General features: G+C 56.5%; 16 protein-coding genes. 11 read left to right on the top strand and 5 right to left on the bottom strand.

Translation table 11 applies throughout. The features are described 5' to 3' along the window. The 4 genes from Thiofri_RS13820 (at position 1) to Thiofri_RS13805 (ending at position 6,263) form a co-directional block, all read left to right on the top strand. Complete coding sequence (locus Thiofri_RS13820) at positions 1 to 1,407, top strand: hypothetical protein (RefSeq protein WP_009147157.1); 1,407 nt, start codon at positions 1 to 3, stop codon at positions 1,405 to 1,407. A 49-nt stretch (positions 1,408 to 1,456) separates the two neighbouring features. Further along, on the top strand, positions 1,457 to 2,305 hold the full coding sequence (locus tag Thiofri_RS13815; RefSeq protein WP_009147158.1) for a tetratricopeptide repeat protein: 849 nt from the start codon (positions 1,457 to 1,459) through the stop codon (positions 2,303 to 2,305). Between the two features lie 56 nt (positions 2,306 to 2,361). Beyond that, positions 2,362 to 3,618 (top strand): hypothetical protein, encoded by a 1,257-nt coding sequence (locus Thiofri_RS13810; RefSeq protein WP_009147159.1) that lies wholly within the window; start codon positions 2,362 to 2,364, stop codon positions 3,616 to 3,618. 1,250 nt (positions 3,619 to 4,868) lie between these two features. After that, a complete protein-coding gene (locus Thiofri_RS13805) occupies positions 4,869 to 6,263 on the top strand; it encodes a GumC domain-containing protein (protein WP_009147160.1) in 1,395 nt (464 codons plus the stop codon). 295 nt (positions 6,264 to 6,558) lie between these two features. On the opposite strand, the gene Thiofri_RS13800 is transcribed toward Thiofri_RS13805, so the two are convergent. The 4 genes from Thiofri_RS13800 to Thiofri_RS13785 all read right to left on the bottom strand — a co-directional run bounded on the left by Thiofri_RS13800 (position 6,559) and on the right by Thiofri_RS13785 (position 10,875). Then, positions 6,559 to 7,908 (bottom strand): arginine deiminase family protein, encoded by a 1,350-nt coding sequence (locus Thiofri_RS13800; protein WP_009147161.1) that lies wholly within the window; start codon positions 7,906 to 7,908, stop codon positions 6,559 to 6,561. A gap of 239 nt (positions 7,909 to 8,147) precedes the next feature. Beyond that, the gene (locus Thiofri_RS13795) at positions 8,148 to 9,506 is read right to left on the bottom strand and encodes a sugar porter family MFS transporter (protein WP_009147162.1); all 1,359 of its coding nucleotides are present in this window, start codon (positions 9,504 to 9,506) and stop codon (positions 8,148 to 8,150) included. Positions 9,507 to 9,571: 65 nt separating this feature from the next. Next, complete coding sequence (locus tag Thiofri_RS13790; RefSeq protein WP_255324654.1) at positions 9,572 to 10,288, bottom strand: DegT/DnrJ/EryC1/StrS family aminotransferase; 717 nt, start codon at positions 10,286 to 10,288, stop codon at positions 9,572 to 9,574. Continuing rightward, entirely contained in the window at positions 10,264 to 10,875 is a 612-nt protein-coding gene (locus Thiofri_RS13785; protein WP_255324655.1) for an aminotransferase class I/II-fold pyridoxal phosphate-dependent enzyme, read from the bottom strand. The genes Thiofri_RS13790 and Thiofri_RS13785 overlap by 25 nt, the downstream gene beginning before the upstream one ends. A gap of 523 nt (positions 10,876 to 11,398) precedes the next feature. Here Thiofri_RS13785 and Thiofri_RS13780 point away from each other — a divergent pair. From Thiofri_RS13780 to Thiofri_RS13755, 6 genes are all read left to right on the top strand, one after another. Beyond that, positions 11,399 to 12,280, top strand: coding sequence for a DUF4338 domain-containing protein (locus tag Thiofri_RS13780; RefSeq protein WP_009147164.1), 882 nt, complete (start codon positions 11,399 to 11,401; stop codon positions 12,278 to 12,280). Next, positions 12,277 to 13,647 carry an IS4 family transposase gene (locus tag Thiofri_RS13775; protein WP_009147165.1) on the top strand — a complete coding sequence of 457 codons (1,371 nt, stop codon included), beginning with the start codon at positions 12,277 to 12,279 and terminating at the stop codon, positions 13,645 to 13,647. The genes Thiofri_RS13780 and Thiofri_RS13775 overlap by 4 nt, the downstream gene beginning before the upstream one ends. 87 nt (positions 13,648 to 13,734) lie before the next feature. Then, on the top strand, positions 13,735 to 14,022 hold the full coding sequence (locus tag Thiofri_RS13770) for a hypothetical protein (RefSeq protein ID WP_143741775.1): 288 nt from the start codon (positions 13,735 to 13,737) through the stop codon (positions 14,020 to 14,022). Further along, positions 14,015 to 15,634: a GMC oxidoreductase gene (locus Thiofri_RS13765; protein WP_040855041.1), complete on the top strand. Its 1,620-nt coding sequence runs from the start codon at positions 14,015 to 14,017 to the stop codon at positions 15,632 to 15,634. The genes Thiofri_RS13770 and Thiofri_RS13765 overlap by 8 nt, the downstream gene beginning before the upstream one ends. Positions 15,635 to 15,800: 166 nt before the next feature. After that, positions 15,801 to 17,111, top strand: coding sequence for a carbohydrate porin (locus tag Thiofri_RS13760; RefSeq protein ID WP_190275765.1), 1,311 nt, complete (start codon positions 15,801 to 15,803; stop codon positions 17,109 to 17,111). 96 nt (positions 17,112 to 17,207) lie between these two features. After that, a complete protein-coding gene (locus tag Thiofri_RS13755; protein WP_009147169.1) occupies positions 17,208 to 18,641 on the top strand; it encodes a sugar porter family MFS transporter in 1,434 nt (477 codons plus the stop codon). A 171-nt stretch (positions 18,642 to 18,812) separates the two neighbouring features. Here the strand turns inward: Thiofri_RS13755 and Thiofri_RS13750 are convergent, their stop codons facing one another. Further along, complete coding sequence (locus Thiofri_RS13750; RefSeq protein ID WP_009147170.1) at positions 18,813 to 18,959, bottom strand: hypothetical protein; 147 nt, start codon at positions 18,957 to 18,959, stop codon at positions 18,813 to 18,815. Positions 18,960 to 19,295: 336 nt separating this feature from the next. Here Thiofri_RS13750 and rsxA point away from each other — a divergent pair, with 336 nt between their 5' ends. After that, positions 19,296 to 19,877 carry an electron transport complex subunit RsxA gene (gene rsxA, locus Thiofri_RS13745; protein ID WP_009147171.1) on the top strand — a complete coding sequence of 194 codons (582 nt, stop codon included), beginning with the start codon at positions 19,296 to 19,298 and terminating at the stop codon, positions 19,875 to 19,877. Positions 19,878 to 19,893: the final 16 nt, after the last annotated feature.

Raw genomic sequence — 19,893 nt, 5'->3', positions numbered from 1 at the left:
ATGCAACAAGCTCAGATTTTCCGGTGCGAAAGAAATATCACGAAATTGATTGATCTTCGCCTTTTACCAGTTTACGCGGCACTCCTTCTTGGGCTCTGCGTCGGTTTGACCGGCAATGTGATGGCTCAAGAACTATCTGCCGATGACTTCCTATCTCCCGTGGCGGCTGCAACACCCGCTGAAGCGGAGGAATTGACCACGATCGAAGGCCCCGTTCAGGAAATCGATGACTCCGTCACCGGCGAACAGGTGGTGCAAGCAGAAACCGCCCAAGATGCCATCAACTATGTTGTCAATCAACGCTCGGTTGGTGCAGAAATGATGCGATTCGGCTCCGGTATTGGTTGGGTGGCCACCGGACAAGGAAGTTACGAGGTGATGGAGAATCCGACGGCGACCCGGATTGCAAAACGCAATGCCTACGTGCGGGCCTTCATGGAGGCTAAGGCGAAATTGGCCGAGGCTCTGGACGGGTTGTCGAGCGAGGGGCAAACTGTCATCTTGGAAGCGATGGAGTCCGAAACCAACGCCGCAGCGGACTTGGCCAACTTCACATCAACGCAAGAAGAAAAGCTGGAGCAGGCGGTACAGATGCTGCTTAAAGGGTTCGTTGTTTATTCAGTCGAAGACAATACCGAGAGCAAACAGGTGTTTGTCAGTATTGTCACTACCCCTAAGACACGCGGTCAGTTCAATCGACCGACCGGGAACGGTCTGGAGGCGACCTCAGTACGCGAAGGCCTGGACCAAGTACTGACTGAAATAAAAAACGGCTTAGTTCCGCCCGTCGGTGGTCGAATCATTTCCGTTCCGGCGACCGGCGAGATGGCCTTTGTCGGCTTTGGGTCTGATGTGGTACGCACGAGTTCTAACGCCAGTTTGCAGGCTAAGCAGAAATTGAACGCGCAAAAAATCGCTAACATGCGTGCGTCAGATGCACTCGTTGGGCTACTGATTGGAGATGATACGAGTTGGAAGAGCAAACTAGACGATCAAACGCAACAAATCATCGCCGAGTTCGAGGATAGCGAAGGAGAAAGTGGTGATGTCACCCGCGAACGTTTCGAGCAAGCCAGAACGACCTTCGTCAATACCCAGGCAAGCTCCGAGGAGTTCCGGTCTTTGCGACGCGGTGTACTTCCTCCAGGGGTTCAGCGCAAGAGCTTCGCAAGCCCGGATGAAGCAGAGGTGTATGCTCTTGCTGTTTACATTCCTTCCATCACGAAAATGGCCGCCGATACCGCGAAAGAGATGGGTGACGCACAATTGATCCAGCCGCTTCAAACCGTTACTGGCGGGAGTGGATCAGGGGAAACAGGTAAAACAACGAACCCCGCTGCTGGGAGTCCACCCGCGACGATACTGCAGGGTCCGACGGGCCAGATTCACAATGATCAGGATTTGTGATTCGACCCACCGATTTACACCCGCGCCACGAGCGCGGGCAAGATCGCTCGTGAGAACCGGGCTGATTTCTATTCTGCTCGCGCTCGTGACATTCAAGTCGGGCGCTTATTCACCAAGCGGCTCGGATCATATCGATCTTTGGATTGGCAACCTCCCGATGCCGGTGTCAGCCCGGGAGGCGTTACGGGCCCGACGCGAGGTGTCTCCGAAGTCGAATCAGTGGTTGACCGAGCAGGACGGACGGGTCTACGTTCTGGTGGCATTGCCCTTGGCTGCGGGAATGCCAGGACCGGTTAGGATAAGCAAATCCGGTGTTGCTGAAATGAAAGCACGCCATGCGCTATTGTTGTACGCCGTCGGAGAGCATTTTGAGCAACTTGGCTATTCCAACCGAGAAGCCATTGCTCAGGCCCTGGTCGCGGTAGAGGCAGATACTTCAGGTCGACTTCTTCGTGGAGTGCAAAGTCGCGCCACTCTGCTTGCCGATCAGGCGGTCGCTTTCGTCTGGACCGACGTGAAAAACCTTTCTGTATTACGTCATCGACCACCGTCGGTCGAGCAATTCCTTCCGGCCTACTGCGTCGCCCTCTACCCGACAGCGCAAGCCCTTTTCATCGAGAACCAGTATTCCGAAGCGCTCCAAATCTATCAGGCGATGCACCAACTCCAGTGTCCTCGACCGCTGGCATACTTTCTTGACGCCGCTGATTGTTTTCTCGCACTTGAGCAACCTCAAGATGCCGGGCGCATGGCAAGGCATGTACTAACCCAACCCGATGCAGCGCTTAGTTCGGCGATTGTTGAGCGCGCTGGAGATATTCTCCATCAATGTGGCGCCGATGAGGATGCTGAAAAGGCTTACGAACTTGCCCTGGGGTTGCTACAACAGCAACGGTAAGCAGCCTTTGCCTGGCATTGTGTCGCCTCCAACAAGTGAACTATTGAGACCTTCTTATGCAGATTGGCAACCGATTTTTATTTCAGTTGGTCCTCGCGCTCATTGGCCTGATATTTTCTACCTACTCATTTGCCGCGGCTAACTTTGAGATCAAATCGAGCAATAACGCTGAAGCCACAGAGCAAAGCACTGTTGATATTGTTTCCGATGGTCTTGGTCTGACGCAAGAGAAAGCGCTCAACAATGCCATTACAAATGCCATCCAACAAGTCGTCGGGCAATTCGTCCAGGCCGAGACCATTCTTGCCAACGATGGGATCATAAAAGATGAAGTTGTTGAGTATAGCGCTGGTTATCTGGAACGATACAATATTATTAAACAATACCAGGACGAAGATGGCCTCTACCACGTTAAAATTATGGGGGCGGTACAACAGACGCGTTTGCTTGAAAAACTAAACGATCTCAACATTGCTACCCATGATGTTGACGGACGTTCTCTAGCCACAAAAGCGCAAACATTACAAGACACCACCGAACAGGCGGCGAGTGTCCTCGCGAGTGTCCTATCAAAGTATCCACAGGCCGCCTTCGAAATCCAAATCGACAACGTTGACGTACCTGAAAAACCAAATGCGGAGGGGAAAGCCACGCTCTTAATTGACGCTACAATTGGATTTGACGAGCAATTCCTAAAGCACTTGGATAACGCGCTTAATCAAGTTTCTCTAAAAGCTCAAGACGCTGTTCAGTTCGACCGATTTTTAGCAATGCACGAGAAATACGAACAGGGAATAGCCACCTGGTGCTTGACGGATTATCCAAGTTTTCGGATTCCGAAAAGTCCGCATGAGAATCATTTGAGCATCGTTGACCGCTGCTATGTATTACCAGATTCAGTCTTTTTTAAAGCCCTTGAAAAGGCAGACATGGCCAAGAAAGACGATTATAGCAAAATGCTGGTTTACTTCGATAACAGTCAGGCGGCGAAGGGGTGGACTAATCGTTATGGAAACCCTGGTGAGAGCGTGCTTATTGAAGTCCTGGATAAAGATGAAAAGGTTATTTTTCGACATATCACGGTCTTAAGCCAACCTGGCCAAGGTTCACTTCTCTGGGGTCCAATGGACTATTTATGGAAGGACTTAGGCTGGGCTTATGCGAAAGACAGTTCTTGGGAAGCAGGTCGAAGCCAATGGAAATTGCTTTTTTTTGCCAATTCGAAAACAAGTATCCAAATTCCTTTTGAATTAGATTCGACAGAGTTAAGCAACGTGAGTAGCGTAAAGATGTCTGTAAGGGATTTTCGGTGATTGTCAGGTTGCTGTAACGGTGTAGGCCGCCAGCGTTCGCTATCGTATTCTCATAAAATTAAGGCTTCAGTTCGGCCTGTAAAGGTCGGGGGTTCTAGCGGATTAGAATCCTGGCTGGGTAATCGTGAGCCGAGAGTCCGATATCAAGTCTAGCGGCGCGAAAGGTAACTTGCGCGTCGGTGCGTGGAGTATTCGGGTTGCGTGTCGGTTAAATGTCAAGTCCCGGCTTATCCGTTGGCTGCCCCTTTCGTCTGGCGGTGCCTAAATAGCTGAGGCATGGCGTTGACAACCAGGCTTCCCTCATCATACCGTACGTGCGATTTTCCGGCATACGGCTTTCCGATGTAATTCACAACGAGGCATGCACAACTTTCGTTGCCTGGCCTGGAAGTAGAGCGACCTCTGTAGCGTCCTGATCGTATCCGGAGTGGCTAGCGTTGAACGCAATCTTCCGATCCTTCGCTCTTCGGTGGCATGCACAAAGTAGGGTCCCTTCCCTCGACCGGGGTTATGTTGTCCCTCAGTCTCAAACGGTGCTCAATCAGATCAATTGGGCACCCCTCTGACTTCCATGATAGGCGACAGCGACTTCGTTACCTTATACGCTGGCGTTGGTTGCCTTGCCCACCTCCCGTCATGGATCTCCAGCACTGGACAAGTAAATCTTCAAGAACATGCCGACCCTGCTACCCCGAGAGACGATGACCACCACTTCCGTTCTTCCAGTGGCCACCCAGCGGCGCATCTGGCCACAGGGTCAGCGTCTCCAACCTTTGTTCACGAGGCTACATTTATGTTAACTTTCGTTACGGCCTGCTCTCTTGCTGTGTGGAAACTTACGACCCCTTGTTACCAAGACGCCGCTTCCTCATGCTACCGAGGCGTCCGGACAACTCCCCGGACGGGACTTTAACCCGCTAGACTTACTGTTGTTACTTCGAATGCCGTGCTCGAATTAATTCCTAAGAATGGGGCGTGGTTGGTCTAGTTCCGGTGGCTAGTTAAAGATGTGTCCCTAGCGTGCGGGTTTTGGCGCCTTGGTGTACTAAAACCATATAATCAATGCTGCGGCGGATCGGCGTGCTATTAGGCTTCGCCCGGCTAGGGTGGCTCGGACATTAATTCAACCCTGGCCCCATAAATCCCTGGCCCCATGAATCCTCGCCCGACTCCAACAACTTGCCCAAAGACGAAATGATCCTTCGACAAGTCTTTTCCCTCTCATCAAATCATACGTAAGGAGATACCAAATGACCGATCCAAAAAATATTCGCGAAGCGATTAACTTAACCGCAAGTGGACATTTCCAGACTAAAGATATGACGCTGTTTCTAGCTGTCGCCATTCTTTTTTTATCAATGATGATTTGCGAATGTTCTTTTGCGCAAGTTAGAGCGACTGAAACGACTGACGAAGAAAAATCTCGCGCAAATGAACCCGCCGAACAGAGTAGCTCATCTTCAGATTTTTTGGGGGGCATGTGGGAAAAGACCAAAGAAGTTGGAGCTTCAACATGGGACGGTGTGAAAGACAGTAGCGCGGATGCTTGGGATGCGTCGCAAGAATTGTTAGCTGAAGATCCTAAGGCTGAAGATGCAAAGACTTGGCGGAAAACAAGACCCGTATTGGTGGAGGCACTATCTCTGCAAGAGATGCATGAAGACCTTCCCGAAAAAAGGATGTTTGGAAAAGACCAAGAAAGCAATACTGAGGCAATCAACAAGCTGCTAGATGAAGTAATCAGAATACTCTCGCGGTCCCAAATACCCGAATACAGAAAGCGGACTGCGGAGTTTGAAAGCAGAATACAGAAGGCACGAGAAGAAATCGTAGAATACAGAGAAAAGAGATTAAACGCCCCAGAAAATGCACTAACCGAGAAGACTGTAACTGATTACAACAATCTGATCGCTGAAAAAGAGGAAGAAATCCTCGAATATGAAGCCAGTCTGGATCAGCTTAGAAGACAGTTTACGTCGACACTTCAGGAAATGGGGTTGCAACTAACCCCGGAAATGGTCGACAGCCTAACAAACCTCACCCACGTGACAGGTGAACTTTATCTTGATTTAAGTTTCGTATTTTTCCAAGTACGCAAATTGACCCAGAATGTTGAGCAGCTGCTCACTGAAAACGGTGAGGATCTTGACTTTGCAAAGCAATATTACGGACTGTATGTCATATTGTTAAGAGTTCTCCAGTACGAACAAACTTTAGTTATCAATAAAATCAAGACGGACTTTATTGACGGTATAGACAAAATTCTCCAGGAACTGAGAACCCGTGTCGCCGAGACAAAGCAAAAGATTAAAGCGGTACCAGATCGGGCTTCACAACTTTCTAACCTTGTAACCCAACAAGAGTTCAGCATTCAAGTGGCCCAAGATTACCGAAAGGAACTTGTTATTTACCAGCAAGATATTGCCAAAGCTCGGAGAGAAGTTGGAAAAGATATTGTATTGGCCTGGGAGACCTATAAAACCGTTTCCGTGGTAAGTGAACTATTTGAACTTATTGAAGACAGTCAGAGTATGCTTCAGGCGCTAGGTGATTTGCAAATGCCGGAATTCCGGCCGTTCGAGAATCAAGAAATTCGCAGGGAGTATGAGGGGATAACGAAGCGATTGCTCAGTGCGGAAAAATAGATTTCTCCAACGGGGGTGGAATTAAAGGGTAATTAAAGGGGCCGCGGTCGAATTAATTCCTAAGAATGGGGCGTGGTCGGTCTAGTTCCGGTTGCTCGTTAAAGATGTGTCCATCGCATGCGGGTTTGGGCGCTTCGGTGCACTAAAGCCATTCGATCAATGCGGCGGCGGATGGGCGTGCTATTAGGCTTAGCTCGGCTGGTGGCTCGGACATTAATTCAACCCTGGCCCCATAAATCCCTGCCATAAATCCCCCCCCTGGCCCCATAAATCCCATCGGCGGAGCGCTCCGACGCTATTTCAAAGCGGTGATCGCTGCGCGATGAAGTACCTGCGTAGAGCAGTGCGCTGCCCCGTATCCGCTGCTCAGATTGGAAAAGTCCATCCATGTCGCATCAACTCCATTGTTGGCAAGCGTCTGTTTGTACTGCTCGCTCACGCCATCGACGCCGAGAATTTTCCGCCCTCTGATTGTGAGAAAGTTCACGCCGTAACGAAGCTGATCTTCGCTTGTAACCGGGATGATTTTCATGCCAAGGGTTTCGCGCACGAATTTGACGAATGGCGCGTCGGCCTTGATTTTGACGTATTCACCGTCCTTTTTGTCATAGACGTCGACGGTCAAAAAGCGCTCGTCGCCTTCTTTTGCGTTCACGCGCGTCTTTTCGAGCACCGCCAGATCTGAATCGATGATGTTAAAAAATGTGTCCAGGTGCATTTGTTCCTGATCTTGCCAGGCATCTTTCACGACGACGAAATATTTCGCGCCGATAGCACCGCCGTCCAAAAGCTGGCGAACCGCCTCGGCATTGGTGCGTAAACCCTGCCCGAGTAGCGCGTAACCATCGGCGGGCAAAAAGTCGCCGCCTTCGAGTCGCCCTTCGCCGGAGATTTCAAGAATTGGCGTCACGCCGAGTTTGGACAGCGCGAATTTAATCACGCGCGTTTCCGCTGCGCGTTGCTGTGAGTTCATTTTGCTGATCACGACGCCCTTTTCGGTGGTGATCATCTGGTCGCGCAGAAAATACAGATTCATCAGCGGCGCCTCGCTGTATGTCGCTTCGAAGCCGGTGTTAAAGTCGGTCTTTTGGAGGTGAACCGTTGGGCGGAGAAGGATAATCTCGATCAGCTCTTGCGGGTCAAGCGCGCGCAGCGTCTTTTCTTTGTAAGCCTCTTGCGCGGTGCGTTCCTGTTCCGGCAGCGCCGAGGTATCGATGGTCAAAAAATCCGCGGCGAACTCCCGTAACCGGTCGAGCGCGTCTCCTTCGATCACATTTCCGTTCTTATCGAGAACGCCACGCAGGAGAGCATCTCGGACGGTAAAAACGACAGCGCCGTTTTTCTCCAACAGCCGAATGTATTCTTGGTGTTCATTTGCCGCTCCATTGATGCTGAATGGTTTTTCGTACAGGGCTGCATCGGGGTGAATAATGCCTAAAAAAAGCTCCTGCCCGGGCGTATGCATGAGGATTGTTTTGGCCGGTAGCCATTCGGCACTGGCGCCAATTTCTGTGATTGGCACTTCGCCGAGCTTTTGCACGTCGGCGACCAGGGCCAGCGCCGCTGTTGAGCAAAGTGCAAAAAGCGCGATGAAGAAAAACGCAAACCGCAAAGGGTTGTGGAAATGGAGTTGGAGTTTTGTCATGACAATGCCACCCTTTCAAAGATTGAAGCGCTTCACTCTCGACTTATCTGTATTGATGGAATCCAAGAGACGGCGACTAGATGAACATTCCTGCGCACTGCCGGCACCGAGTGTCCTGGACGCACCCGGAGCAGGTCACGGTTTGGTTGGCCGTGTTCTATCGCTCGTCGTGTTTTTCTGCCAGCGCGACGTCCCTGCTGAGTCATCATTCGCGCTGTTGGTGAAGAAGCAAATCCCGGTCAATCGAAGACTTCGCCAAGGCGGCGCACAGGTTTTCCTGCGACCAGATTGGCCTCGATCTCCTCGAGGCTGCGCCCGCGTGTTTCCGGCACGTAGATTACAACAAAGATGAGCGCGATTACGCAGATTAGTGCAAACATGCCGAAGACGCTCGGCATGCCAAAGGTCGCAGCCAAGCTGAAAAAGGACACCGAGACCAGCGCGTTCACCGCCCAAGCCGCCGCTGCGGCCAAGCCCATCCCGACACCGCGCGTCTGCACCGGAAAGATCTCGGCCATGATCACGTAGGGTAGGGGACCCAGGCTGATCGCGAAGCTGACGATGAAGAGCGCGAGCGCGACAAGCGCCATCGCATTCCAGCCAGCCCCCTCGAACAATAAGCTCGGCACCATCATGGCCATGGCGATTGCCATAGGGATCAGGCCGCCGATCAGCAGCGGGCGGCGCCCGTAGCGGTCTACCATCCACATCGCAGCGATTGTGGCCAGGACGTTGATAGTGCCGATACCGACCGTCGCGAGAATGGGTCCGAGCGTTCCGTCGAAGCCGACCTCGGCGAAGATGACCGGGGCGTAATAGAGGATCACGTCGATGCCACTTAGGTTGGTGAACGCAAACAGCAATACAGCGACCAAGAGCACAGGCCTGAAGCGGGGCCGGAGCAGGTCGCGCCAATCGGCTTCGAGCTGGCCTGAGGCGAGAACCTGGGCCATCTCCTGAGGCGGCCAATCGAATCCAGCGATCCGCCGAAAGACCCGTTGCGCGACCTCTTTGTGCCCGCGCAGCAGCAGCCAGCGCGGGCTCTCTGTCAGTGGGATCATCCCGACCACCAGGATCAGGCTCGGAACGGCCATCAGCCCTAGCATCAGCCGCCAATTCTCAGTCTCGGCAAAGGCAAGATTGGCCAAATATCCCAACAAAATGCCCATCGTCAGCGCAAGCTGGAAGCCAGTGATCAGTGCACCGCGCCAATTCGGCGGCGCCGTCTCACCCACATAGAGGGGCGCCACCATGGTTGAAGCCCCAACCGCAAAACCAGCAAGGGTTCGCCAGGCGATAAAGGGCCAGGCGTGCTCGCTGTACGACATCCCGAAACTGGCGACGGCGAATACGACGCCGATCAAGATCAGCATGCGCCGCGGCCCAATGTGCTTAACGATGGCGCCAGCGAAGATCGCGCCAAAGAAACCGCCAATGAGGATGCAACCGACAAGAAGCCCGCGCAGGGCATTCTGATCTTGCAGCCCGAACTCCTTGGTTAAAGGCGCCTCTGCCCCAGCAATGACGCCGGTTGCATAGCCGACGAGCAGGCCGGAAAGGGCCGCGACAAGCGCGACCAGTGACGAGAGTCGGGTCACGGGCGTTATACCCCTATTTAGATGAGTTCAATGCGGTGCGAACGGAGCAAGCACCGATGAGGCCATCAAGGCATCAAAAGGACGCCGCAAACCTTTTCAAAGGCCGACGCGATGTCATCGATATCTTGGTCGCTAAGACGCGAGGCCACAGTTAAGAGCGCCCCTCGATCATGATAATGGTCGCACACCGGCAAGGTTCCACGACTGTAATCAATCTGCGCGTGGAAGGCGTTATCAGGATGGCTCCATGGGAACCCGGAATCGGCGATTGAGCGTTTGTGCACCAAGCTCTGCACATTGAAATACCAGTGGAGTCCCCAGTCCTTGAGCGTCAGGCAGGCCAGACTACCTTCAGGACCGCGAACCCCCTCGGCGCGAACCGCTTCAACAATCTGCTGTGCGAGCGCCCCGGTTTGAAACCGCATTAGCATGAACGGACCGCTATCGCCGCTCGGATCAAGCACATTGCGCAGATCAATGCCGGGAATGGCCGCAAGCCGCTCACGAATGCGCCATTTCGCCGTTCGCATTGCCGCCGTGATCTGATCGAGCTTCCGCGTTTGTGCCAGTGCCATTGCCCCCGAGAGCTCAGACATCCGGGCGCCGACGCCCCAAAGTTGATAGTTGGGATCGCTTGGATCGAGCCGACCCGCAGCATTGCGAGAGAACCCGAGGTCATGGATCGCGAAGGCACGCTTATAGAGATGATCGTCATCGCAAACGATCAGCCCGCCTTCGCCAGAGGTCAGATTCTTGTTCAGCTGAAAGCTAAAGATGGCCATGTCACCGAAGGCGCCGCAGGGCTGGCCCCGGCTGCCTGCGCACAGTCTTCCAGCAGCCAAAGGCCTCGCTGCTTGGCTAAGTCCTTGATCTGATCGATATGGCCAGGTGCCCCTGACATATTCACGTAGAGAATCGCTTTTGAGCGCGAATTTAGCTTGGCCTCAAGGTCGGTTACCGACATGCAGAAGGTATCGTCGATATCCACCAGTCGCGGAATGGCACCCAGCCGAACCACGGCGGAAATACAGCTGACCCACATGTAACCAGGCACCAGTACCTCGTCACCCGGACCCACGCCCATTGCAGCCAGGCAGATGTGCAAGGCTTGGGTTCCGCAGTTGACCGCCAATGCGTGCTTGCGCGAGAGCCTGGTCTGCCATTCGCCCTCAAGCTGGTCCACCATGTGCTGAAGATCAGCGCCATAGTATCGGAACGGGCTCTGTGCGCGCACCACGCGGGAGACCAGGTCCAGCTCTTCGTCGCCAATCCAATGGGCGCCGGGCAACTCCCATGGCAGAGGCTCAGTTCGAATCGGTGTGCCTCCGTTAATCGCCAAAGCGGTGCTCTGCTTGCCATCTGTGGTCATGATTTAACCTCGCTAGCCCAATGGAATAGGGCATGCATTAGGACGTTTTAGTGTACTAAAGGATCAAGAGCCCAGGTTAGCTCATCTCACACTAGCGCGATCTCTATGACTATGGCAAGATGCGAGATAGCGATAGGGAAATGCTGATGTCCGTTGTATGAAATTAAAACGCTATTAATCAATGCATTAACTAGGGATAAAGGCGCAAAGATCGAATAAATCAGCGCGCGCCCTTGTATTTTATGCTGGGCCAGCTTGGCAATGGCGCTATTCAAATATGGTCGTCAATTTGCGGTGTTTGATCTTCTTCTTCGTGTTCTTTTTGGCAGCCACGGCAGGCTTCCTGTTCGAACTTTCTCGGATTCACTCTCTGGCCTATCCCGTAAACAAATGGGGCGGTCTATAAGGGGTGAACAGCCATACCATTACCCATATCTCCCCGCCCCAGCGTCGTCCGGGGCTGGACACAGCTCCCGAGTTCTGCTGAGATGCCCTTTCATCTTCAGCAAGGGGACGGGAGACCATGGACCAAGCCATTCCAAGCCGTTTATGTGGGCGCCCTTTCAACGAGACCGACTTAGCGCGCCTTCGCCAGGAGATCGCGCTGGCGCAGCCGCCGCTGCGCGCGGAGATTGCGCGGCGGGTGTGTCGCGCGCTGGAGTGGACCGATATCCAAGGCCGCCCCAAGCTCATGAGTGCCCGGGTGGGACTGCTGCGGTTGCATCGTGCCGGGCTCATTGTGCTGCCGCCACCGACCTGCGGCAATGGCAATGGGCGGCGCTTCGTCCCGCGCCCCGAGTCCCGGCCCGAACCGATCCCAGTGTCCGTCCCGCTGCGCGCGCTCAGCGGCTTGCGCCTGGCGCGCGTTGATGATCGAAGGGCCTCGCAATTATGGAACGGCCTGATCGAACGCTACCACTACCTCGGCTACAGTCCCCTGCCCGGTGCGCAGCTGCGCTACCTGATCCAGTGGGATGGCGGTCTGCTCGGCGCCATCGGCTTTGGCGCGGCGGCCTGGAAAGTCGCTGCCCGCGACCGCTGGATTGGCTGGACGCCCGCGCAGCGCCAAGCACACCTGGGACGGGTGCTCAACAACGCCCGCTTCCTCATCCTGCCCTGGGTGCAGGTCAAACACCTCGCCTCCAAGGTGCTGTCCTTGGCCGCGCGGCAAGTCAGTGTCGACTTTCCCGCCCGCTATGGCGAGCGTCTGGTGCTGCTGGAGACCTTTGTCGAGACCCCACGCTTTGCCGGGACCTGTTACCGTGCCGCCAACTGGCACGACTTGGGCGAAACCACCGGACGCGGCAAGTGCGACCGCACCCATCGGGCCGCGCTGCCGCGCAAGGCGATCTATGTCTACCCGCTGGCGGCGGACTTCCGCGCCGCCCTGGGGGTGGTGGCATGATCGCGCTGGCCTCTGAACTGCAGGACATCTCTCTGGGCGACAAGCGCCTGAATCATCGCGCCCAACAGGTGCTTGAAACCCTCGGCGCCAAGCCGACACAAAGTATTCCCGGGGCTTGCAACGGTTGGTATGAGACCCGGGCCGCCTATCGCTTTTTCGATCATCCCACGGTCACCGCCGAGCAGATCCTCGCACCCCATTTTGCTTGTACCGAAGAACGTCTGCGCGAGCATCCGCGGGTGCTGTGTATCCAAGATACCAGCGAGCTGGACTATACAACCAAAAAAGGCATTGTCGGTCTTGGGCCACTGAACTTTGAGAGCCGCTATGGGATGTACATCCATCCCACCTTGGCGGTCACGCCCGAGCGCCTCGCGCTGGGGCTGCTGGATTTGCACACTTTTGTGCGCGAGCCCGGTAGCCTGGGCAAGGACAAAGACTCGCGCCGCCCACTGGAGGAGAAAGAAAGCGTGCGCTGGGTCGATGGCTACGCGCGCGTCAATGCGCTGGCCGAGGAACTGAGCGACACGCGCTTGACCTATGTTGCCGATCGCGAGGGCGACATCTACGACCTGTTTGTTGAAGCGCCCATCCCCGAGAACAGCGCCGATTGGCTGGTACGGGTGCAGCATCGCGACCGCTGCTTGGCCGATGGCAGAAAGCTCAATGAGGCCCTGGACGCCGCCCCGGTGCTCACCGAGATCACCTTCGAGCGTCCCGCCACCAAGGGGGCCAAAGCACGCCAGGTCACGCAGGAGATCAAGGTGGTGCGCGTGACCCTGAAGGCACCCTGGCGCCCGGATCGCACCTTGCCCGATGTCACGGTCACGGCTTTGCTGGCCACCGAGGTCAATCCGCCCGCCGGCGAGGAGCCACTCAACTGGCTGTTGCTGACCAATCTGGCGGTGCAGAGCGCCCAAGAGGCCATCGAGACGCTCTCCTGGTATCTTTGCAGGTGGCAAGTGGAAATTTTTTTCCGGATCTTAAAAAGTGGCTGCCGCATTGAGGAGCTGCAGCTCGAGACGCGCGAGCGCCTGGAGCCGGCGCTCGCTTTGTACATGATCATCGCGTGGCGGGTGCTGTACCTGACCATGCTCGGGCGCGAGTGCCCGGAGTTGCCTTGCGATGCGGTCTTTGCCGAGGAGGAATGGAAGGCGGTCTATCTGGTCACCCAGAAACAAGCGCCACCCGAGCAGCCGCCCTCGCTCGATACCATGGTGCGCATGGTCGCCTCCCTGGGCGGCTTTCTCAACCGCAAATCCGATGGGTTCCCGGGACCGAAGACGCTCTGGATTGGGTTGCAGCGCATCCCCGATTTTGTCATGGCGCTGGAGGCTTACCGCAGCGTCAGGGATAGTTATGGGTAATGGTATGGTGAACAGCACCTCGGTGCTGGCTAACCAATCCGGCAACTCCGCCGCGTGCGAACCTGGAGAGCCCAGATGAGAGCCCAGATGAAGGACAAACAATCAGCTGATCGTCAGCGCCTGCTCGAGGGGCTACTCGCGCGCAGCCGATATCAAAGCGCCCTGCAGCCGATGCATGATCAGGTCTTGCGGGTCGCTTGCGAAAATCACCAGATCGCGGCCCTGCTTGATCGCCTAGCCGCCGACTCCGAATCCTCACCAAAGTCAGCATCAAGGTTTAAGCGCCGCCGAAAGGACCTGGCGCTGATTGAGGATGTATTTGAATGGGTTTTCTTCGCATCCGACGGCTTTGTGGAGCGTGCAAAAGGTGGCTAACGAGCAAGTCTACGATTTCATCGTGGTGGGAACCGGGGCCGGTGGAGGCATTGTGGCCTACCGGCTGGCAAAGGCTGGGTTTCGTGTGTTGTCTGTGGAGCAAGGCCCGCGCCTGCCCGAGAACTATTTCTCGGCTATCGACCCACCGGGAACGCGCAAGGACTGGGGTATTCGCCCAGAGATGTCCTTCCCCACGGATTCGCGCGAGGCGATCTTTCGCAACGCCCTGTTCGCGCAACCGCAGGCGCGCGCCACGTCGCGCGCTGCGGAGCGCTCGTTCCTCTCTTACCAGGTCAACGCGGTTGGCGGCCTTCAGAACCTCTGGAACGGCGTTTCGGTGCGCTTTGCGCCGCAGGATTTCGGCGGCTGGCCGATCAGCTACAGCGACCTCGCGCCCCATTACAGCGACACCGAAAAGCTCGTGACTGTCTGTGGCACCCGCGAAGGGATCGGCGACCTGCCGGATGGCGAGTATATCCCGCCCAAGCCGCTGCGGCCCGCCGATGAGCTGGTCATCAACGCGATCCATGGCATGGGACGACCCCACACCTATGTGATTCCGAACCGAAAAGCAATCGAGACCCGGGCTGATCGCCCCAACGCCTGTGTCTCAACGGGCATCTGCACCTCCGGGTGCATGCCGAATGCAATGTATAAGTTCTCGACACGGCTGTTGCCCGAGATCGAATCACTGCCCAATTATGAACTCAGACCCAACTGCAAGGCGATCAGGCTAGCGCTGAAGCAGGGTTCCAGTGAGATCGAATCCCTGACCTGCCTGGACACCCAATCCGGCGAGCAGCTGCAACTCAAGGCCCGCCACTTCATCCTGGCTGGTGGTGCACTCGAAACCCCGCGACTGCTCCTGAACTCGGCCTGCGAGCAGGCCCCCGAGGGGCTGGCCAACCGCTCCGGCACACTCGGGCGCTACTTGCAGGATAATGCCAAGGTCGCATTCTCCACTGCGCTGCTGAAGCTCTGGGGCAAGCCGGCAGCGCCAGACGTGGGCTACGGCGATCTGCTCATCCTGGTCTCGCGGGGACAGCTTCCAGACGGCTCCGAATTCAGTTTCTGCGGGCATGCGATACAGACGGTGCTGGACACTCCGTATTACCTGGAAGGGCTGCGCAAGTTCCCACGGGCGGTCCGTCCATGGCTGGCACGCAAATTGTTCAATAGCTATCTGACCCTCGCGGTCTTTGCGCCCGGCGATCCCGACCCGGACAATCGCATCACCCGCTCGGCGGAGACCGACGCGCACGGCATCCCACAAGTCGACATTCAGTATCGCTACTCCGAGCGCACGCTGCAGATGCTCGATGAAATGGATCGCTTCGTGCGCAAAGCCCTGCGCCGCTGCTCTGGAACACTCCTGCAAGGTGGCCGTGACCGGCCCGGCACCGGTATCCACTATGCTGGCAGCACCCGAATGTCGTCAGGTGCTGAAGACGGTGTGGTCGACCGCAATCTGCGGACCCACGACCATCCCAATTTGTATATCGCCGATGGTGGTGTGGTGCCGACGCTTCCCGATAAGCATGTCACCCTGACGATTATGTCGCTCGCCAGTCGACTGGCCGACCACCTGCTCAAGCAAGACAGCGCGGCTTGATGGCGAGCGCTTGCATACGAGCCCACCCTGCGCACCCCGATGACATTCCGATGCTGACCAAGCCAGTGCCGGGCGAAGGCAGTTGCGGCGCGAGCGATGATGTCGAACTCAGCGCTCCGCGCTCTAGTATGGTTCTTTGAGGCTGACTGCCAACCTGGTGATGCTGATGATCCGTGCGCTGCCTTTCTGCCTCCTCTGTTTGGTTCTTGGCGTTCTGGCGCCTGTCGGTTCCTCGGCGGCAAGCGACTTTCCCGTCAGCCGTTACCTGACCGGTAATTGGAACGGGCTGCGTGACGACTGGCAGCAAGCCGGCGTGGAGCTGTTCTTTAACGCCACCGCTGAGCCGATGCGCAACATCTCTGGCGGTGAAAGAATCGGTGGCACCTGGCCGAGCAATCTGGGGCTCGAGCTGCATCTGGACCTGGCGAAGCTGCTGGGGGTGGCCAACACGGGTCTGCTGGTCAAAGTCTCCAAGCGCGACGGCAACAGCGTTTCGATCGAGGATGTGGCGCCCTCGCAGGGAGGGAATTTATTTCCGGTGCAGGAGCTTTATGGCGGGCAGACGCTCAAGCTCGCCAATGTGCAGTTCAACAGCCGCTTGTTCGACGACCAGCTGGATCTGGCCTATGGTCGCCTGGTCGCCAATGACGATTTTCTTCGCTCGCCGCTCTACTGCCAGTTTCTCAACAACGCGATCTGCGGCAGCCCCAAGGCGGTATTTTTCGAAAATCCCTTTGCCTTCAGCGCCTATCCCAGCGCGCAATGGGGCCTGCGGGCGCGGCTGGGGGCCGAGCAATCGCGTTGGACGCTCCAGCTTGGGCTTTATGACGCGGACATCGACCTCAAGGGCGGTGATCCAACCGCTCCTGCGCGCAATCGCCATGGCACTGATTGGAGTTTTGGCGACAATGGCGTGGTGCTGGCCGGGGAGCTCCAGTACCGGCATGATTCCGCCACGGGACTGGACGGCCGCTACAAGCTCGGCGGTTTCTGGATGAATGGCGACTACCAGGATCTGTCCAGCACCGACCCGGCGGCGACCGTGCGCGGCAATGCCATGCTCTGGCTGACGGCCGATCAGACATTGTGGCGACCAACGGCTGCCAGCGAGTCTGCCAGCGAGCGCGGCATTTCGGGCTTCGCGACCTGGATTCTCAGTCTGGAGGACAAGGTCAATCTCATGAGCCAGCAGTTCAGTCTGGGCCTGGTCTGGCAGGGGCCATTCGCGTCGCGCGCGCAGGATGCGCTGGGGCTGGCCGTCAGCCGCGGCTGGGTGAGCGCCGAGCAGAACAAGGCGCGTCGTGCGCAAGGGCTCGCCACTCAGCATACCGAAACGGCGCTGGAGCTCAATTACCGCATCGCGCTCGGGCGCGGTCTGGCCCTGACCCCGGATATTCAATACATTCTCGATCCAGGTGCCACCGGCGACATCGACAATGCCTGGCTGGTTGGAGCCAAAATCTCACTCGATTTCTGAATAGGTTGTCACTCGATTGCTAAACGAGCAAAGTTTTCACTCTAGCCAGGCAGGCACGTCGCCGCGCCAGCTCACGCCCCACCGGAGAGTTATGCCATGAGCGATCCCCACGCCACCGTCTCTGTTGCACTGGCCTATCGTCAAGCGCCGGGCATTCTGCGCAAGATTGCCCTCTTTGCCTTCATCGGCGCGCTCGGCGGACTGCTTTTTGGGTTGGATCAGGGATTTATCAATGGCTCTTTGCCGTTGATCAAGGCGCAGATGGGCCTAAGCACCGACCAGGCGGCCTTTTTCTCCGGCGTGCTGGCCTGGGCGGCGGCGGTCGGTGCGCTCATCGCTGGTTGGGTGGCGCGGGTGCTTGGCCGCAAACAGACCATTCTTTTCGCGGCCATGGCTTTTGCCGCTTGTACCCTGGTTGGCGCGACGGCGCATAGCTACGAGGTGCTGCTTGCCAGTCGCGTGCTGTTGGGGGTGGCTGTGGGCACGGCGGCCTTTGTGGTGCCGCTCTATCTGTCGGAAATTTCCCCCACCCATCTGCGCGGCGGAATCATCGCGCTCTATCAGCTGATGATCACCATCGGCATTTTCCTAGTGTTCGTCTCCAACGCGACCATTAGCGGTGCTTCGGGCGATCATCCTGATAGCTGGCGGTTGATGCTCGGGGTGATTTCCGTGCCAGCCATTGTCATGCTGCTACTGGGTCTAACCCTGCCGCGCAGTCCGCGCTGGTTGATGCTGAAGGGCAAGCAGTCGGCTGCACGAGCGGTGTTGACGAAAATCCGTGCGAGCGACCAGGAAATTGACGGCGAGGTGGCTGAGATCGAGGCGAATCTGCGCGATGATCGCGGTCAGGGCTTCGCGCTCTTTCGCCACGGATTTTTCTGGAAGGTGCTGCTGCTCGGTATTGCCTTGCAGGCTTTGCAGCAGTTCTCCGGCATTAACTCGGTGATCTACTACTCGACCGAGATTTTCGACGATGCCGGCGTCTCCAACGCGGCGGTCGCGACTATTATCGTTGGCTTGGTGAACATGCTGACTACCCTGCTGGCGGTGTTTTTTGTCGACCGCTGGGGGCGCAAGCCAATTCTTTACCTAGGGCTAGTGCTGATGACCATCATGCTCGCCGGCGTCGGCGCCGCTTTTCAGTACGAACAAGCCGGCGGCACGCTGAGCCAGACTGGCGAAGTGCTGCTGGTCGCTGCCGTGCTGGTCTATGTATTCGCCTTCGCCATCTCGCTCGGGCCTGTTGTCTGGATCATATGCGCCGAAATTTTTCCGCTTGCCGGGCGCGAGATCGGCATCAGCATTACCACCATCGCCAACTGGGTTTTTGCCGCCAGCGTGGTTCAGGGCAGCGAGATCGTGCTGCACACTTTGGGTGGGTCGGTGATGTTCTACTTTTTCTCCTTCTGCTGTTTTCTTGGGATTGGGCTAGTGTTTTTCTTCACCCCAGAGACGGGCCAGGTGTCGCTCGAGGACATGGAACAGCGCCTGCGCGCGGGCGAACGACTGAAGCGACTGGGCAGCTGATAACCGAACAATGAAAGTCGTCCGCAGGGCATAGCTGACAACGGCCACGCCCGGCTCTGACGCTGGACTGATTCCTTGACGCTCAGTGCCAACGAAGAGGCCGGGCGCTTTACGCAGCCTTATTCTCTCCAATCATTGTCTTTAGCTGGCTGTTGCAACAGGCCGCGCCCATTACTCCGACTCGTTTGAGCGTTCCTGTCGTTCCTCTTCAGCCTGGCGCGCGGCTTTGCGCGATGAGGTGATCTGGTAGTAAAACAGCCAGACAACAAAGGCAAAGAAGCCAATCATTTCAAGTTGTGCGTAGGAGTGCAGTTCCATCGGGTTGGTCCTCTGCTGGGATGGGCGTTTGGGATCTGGCAGGCATGGCCGCCGTTAGAGTGGACATTGGGGCGCCGACCCCGGTCGGAAGTGACCATGACCCTGCGGATTCAGAGGTTTTTGGTGCAGGCCATTTCAGCGATGGCGGTTGTCCGCGTGGGTAAAGATCGCTAGACTTCCGCGTTTGCGGTGCCGAGCATTGTGCAGATGGCGCGTTCGAGCAGCCTGTCCGCCACCCAGGGCTGATGTCCTTGCCCGCCACCCAAGCCAAGGCGTTCACGCAGTTTCCATCGTTCTTCCAGTCGCTTTTCAGACCCAATTAGACCTAAGCCCCCAATGACCGAGTACGCGCTCATTCTGGTCAGCACTGTGCTGGTCAACAACTTTGTTCTGGTCAAATTTTTGGGCCTCTGCCCCTTCATGGGGGTGTCCAAGAAGCTCGAGACCGCGATCGGCATGGGTCTGGCGACCACCTTTGTGCTGACCCTGTCCTCGGTCACCTCCTGGATGGTCAACGCCTTTTTGCTGGAACCCTTGGGCATTGAGTACCTGCGCACCATCGCCTTTATTCTGGTGATTGCCGTGGTGGTGCAGTTCACCGAGACCGTCATGCACAAGACCAGCCCGGTGCTCTATCAAGTACTGGGGATTTTCCTGCCGCTGATCACGACCAACTGCGCGGTGCTTGGCGTGGCGCTTCTGAATTTGCAGGAGCAGCGTACCTTTATTGAGGCAACGCTCTACGGCTTTGGCGCTGCTGTCGGGTTCTCACTGGTGCTGGCGCTGTTTGCCGCGATGCGTGAGCGGGTCGCGGTGGCCGATGTGCCCGAGCCTTTTCAGGGCAGCCCCATCGCCCTGATTACCGCGGGGTTGATGTCGCTTGCCTTTATGGGTTTTGCTGGTCTGGTTTCGAATTGAGGTGGCTTTAGCCGAA

It is taken from the genome of Thiorhodovibrio frisius (assembly GCF_033954835.1).
Taxonomy (GTDB): Bacteria; Pseudomonadota; Gammaproteobacteria; order Chromatiales; family Chromatiaceae; genus Thiorhodovibrio; species Thiorhodovibrio frisius.
Note: the sequence above shows the minus strand (reverse complement) of the source record. Positions and strands in the feature narration are given on the sequence as shown.

Coding starts and splice junctions, on each gene's coding strand:
- Thiofri_RS13820 (WP_009147157.1), top strand. CDS start 1: ATGCAACAAGCTCAGATTTTCCGGTGCGAAAGAAATATCACGAAATTG.
- Thiofri_RS13810 (WP_009147159.1), top strand. CDS start 2,362: ATGCAGATTGGCAACCGATTTTTATTTCAGTTGGTCCTCGCGCTCATT.
- Thiofri_RS13805 (WP_009147160.1), top strand. CDS start 4,869: ATGACCGATCCAAAAAATATTCGCGAAGCGATTAACTTAACCGCAAGT.
- Thiofri_RS13800 (WP_009147161.1), bottom strand. CDS start 7,908: ATGACAAAACTCCAACTCCATTTCCACAACCCTTTGCGGTTTGCGTTT.
- Thiofri_RS13790 (WP_255324654.1), bottom strand. CDS start 10,288: ATGGCCATCTTTAGCTTTCAGCTGAACAAGAATCTGACCTCTGGCGAA.
- Thiofri_RS13785 (WP_255324655.1), bottom strand. CDS start 10,875: ATGACCACAGATGGCAAGCAGAGCACCGCTTTGGCGATTAACGGAGGC.
- Thiofri_RS13780 (WP_009147164.1), top strand. CDS start 11,399: ATGGACCAAGCCATTCCAAGCCGTTTATGTGGGCGCCCTTTCAACGAG.
- Thiofri_RS13775 (WP_009147165.1), top strand. CDS start 12,277: ATGATCGCGCTGGCCTCTGAACTGCAGGACATCTCTCTGGGCGACAAG.
- Thiofri_RS13770 (WP_143741775.1), top strand. CDS start 13,735: ATGAAGGACAAACAATCAGCTGATCGTCAGCGCCTGCTCGAGGGGCTA.
- Thiofri_RS13760 (WP_190275765.1), top strand. CDS start 15,801: ATGATCCGTGCGCTGCCTTTCTGCCTCCTCTGTTTGGTTCTTGGCGTT.
- Thiofri_RS13755 (WP_009147169.1), top strand. CDS start 17,208: ATGAGCGATCCCCACGCCACCGTCTCTGTTGCACTGGCCTATCGTCAA.
- Thiofri_RS13750 (WP_009147170.1), bottom strand. CDS start 18,959: ATGGAACTGCACTCCTACGCACAACTTGAAATGATTGGCTTCTTTGCC.
- rsxA (WP_009147171.1), top strand. CDS start 19,296: ATGACCGAGTACGCGCTCATTCTGGTCAGCACTGTGCTGGTCAACAAC.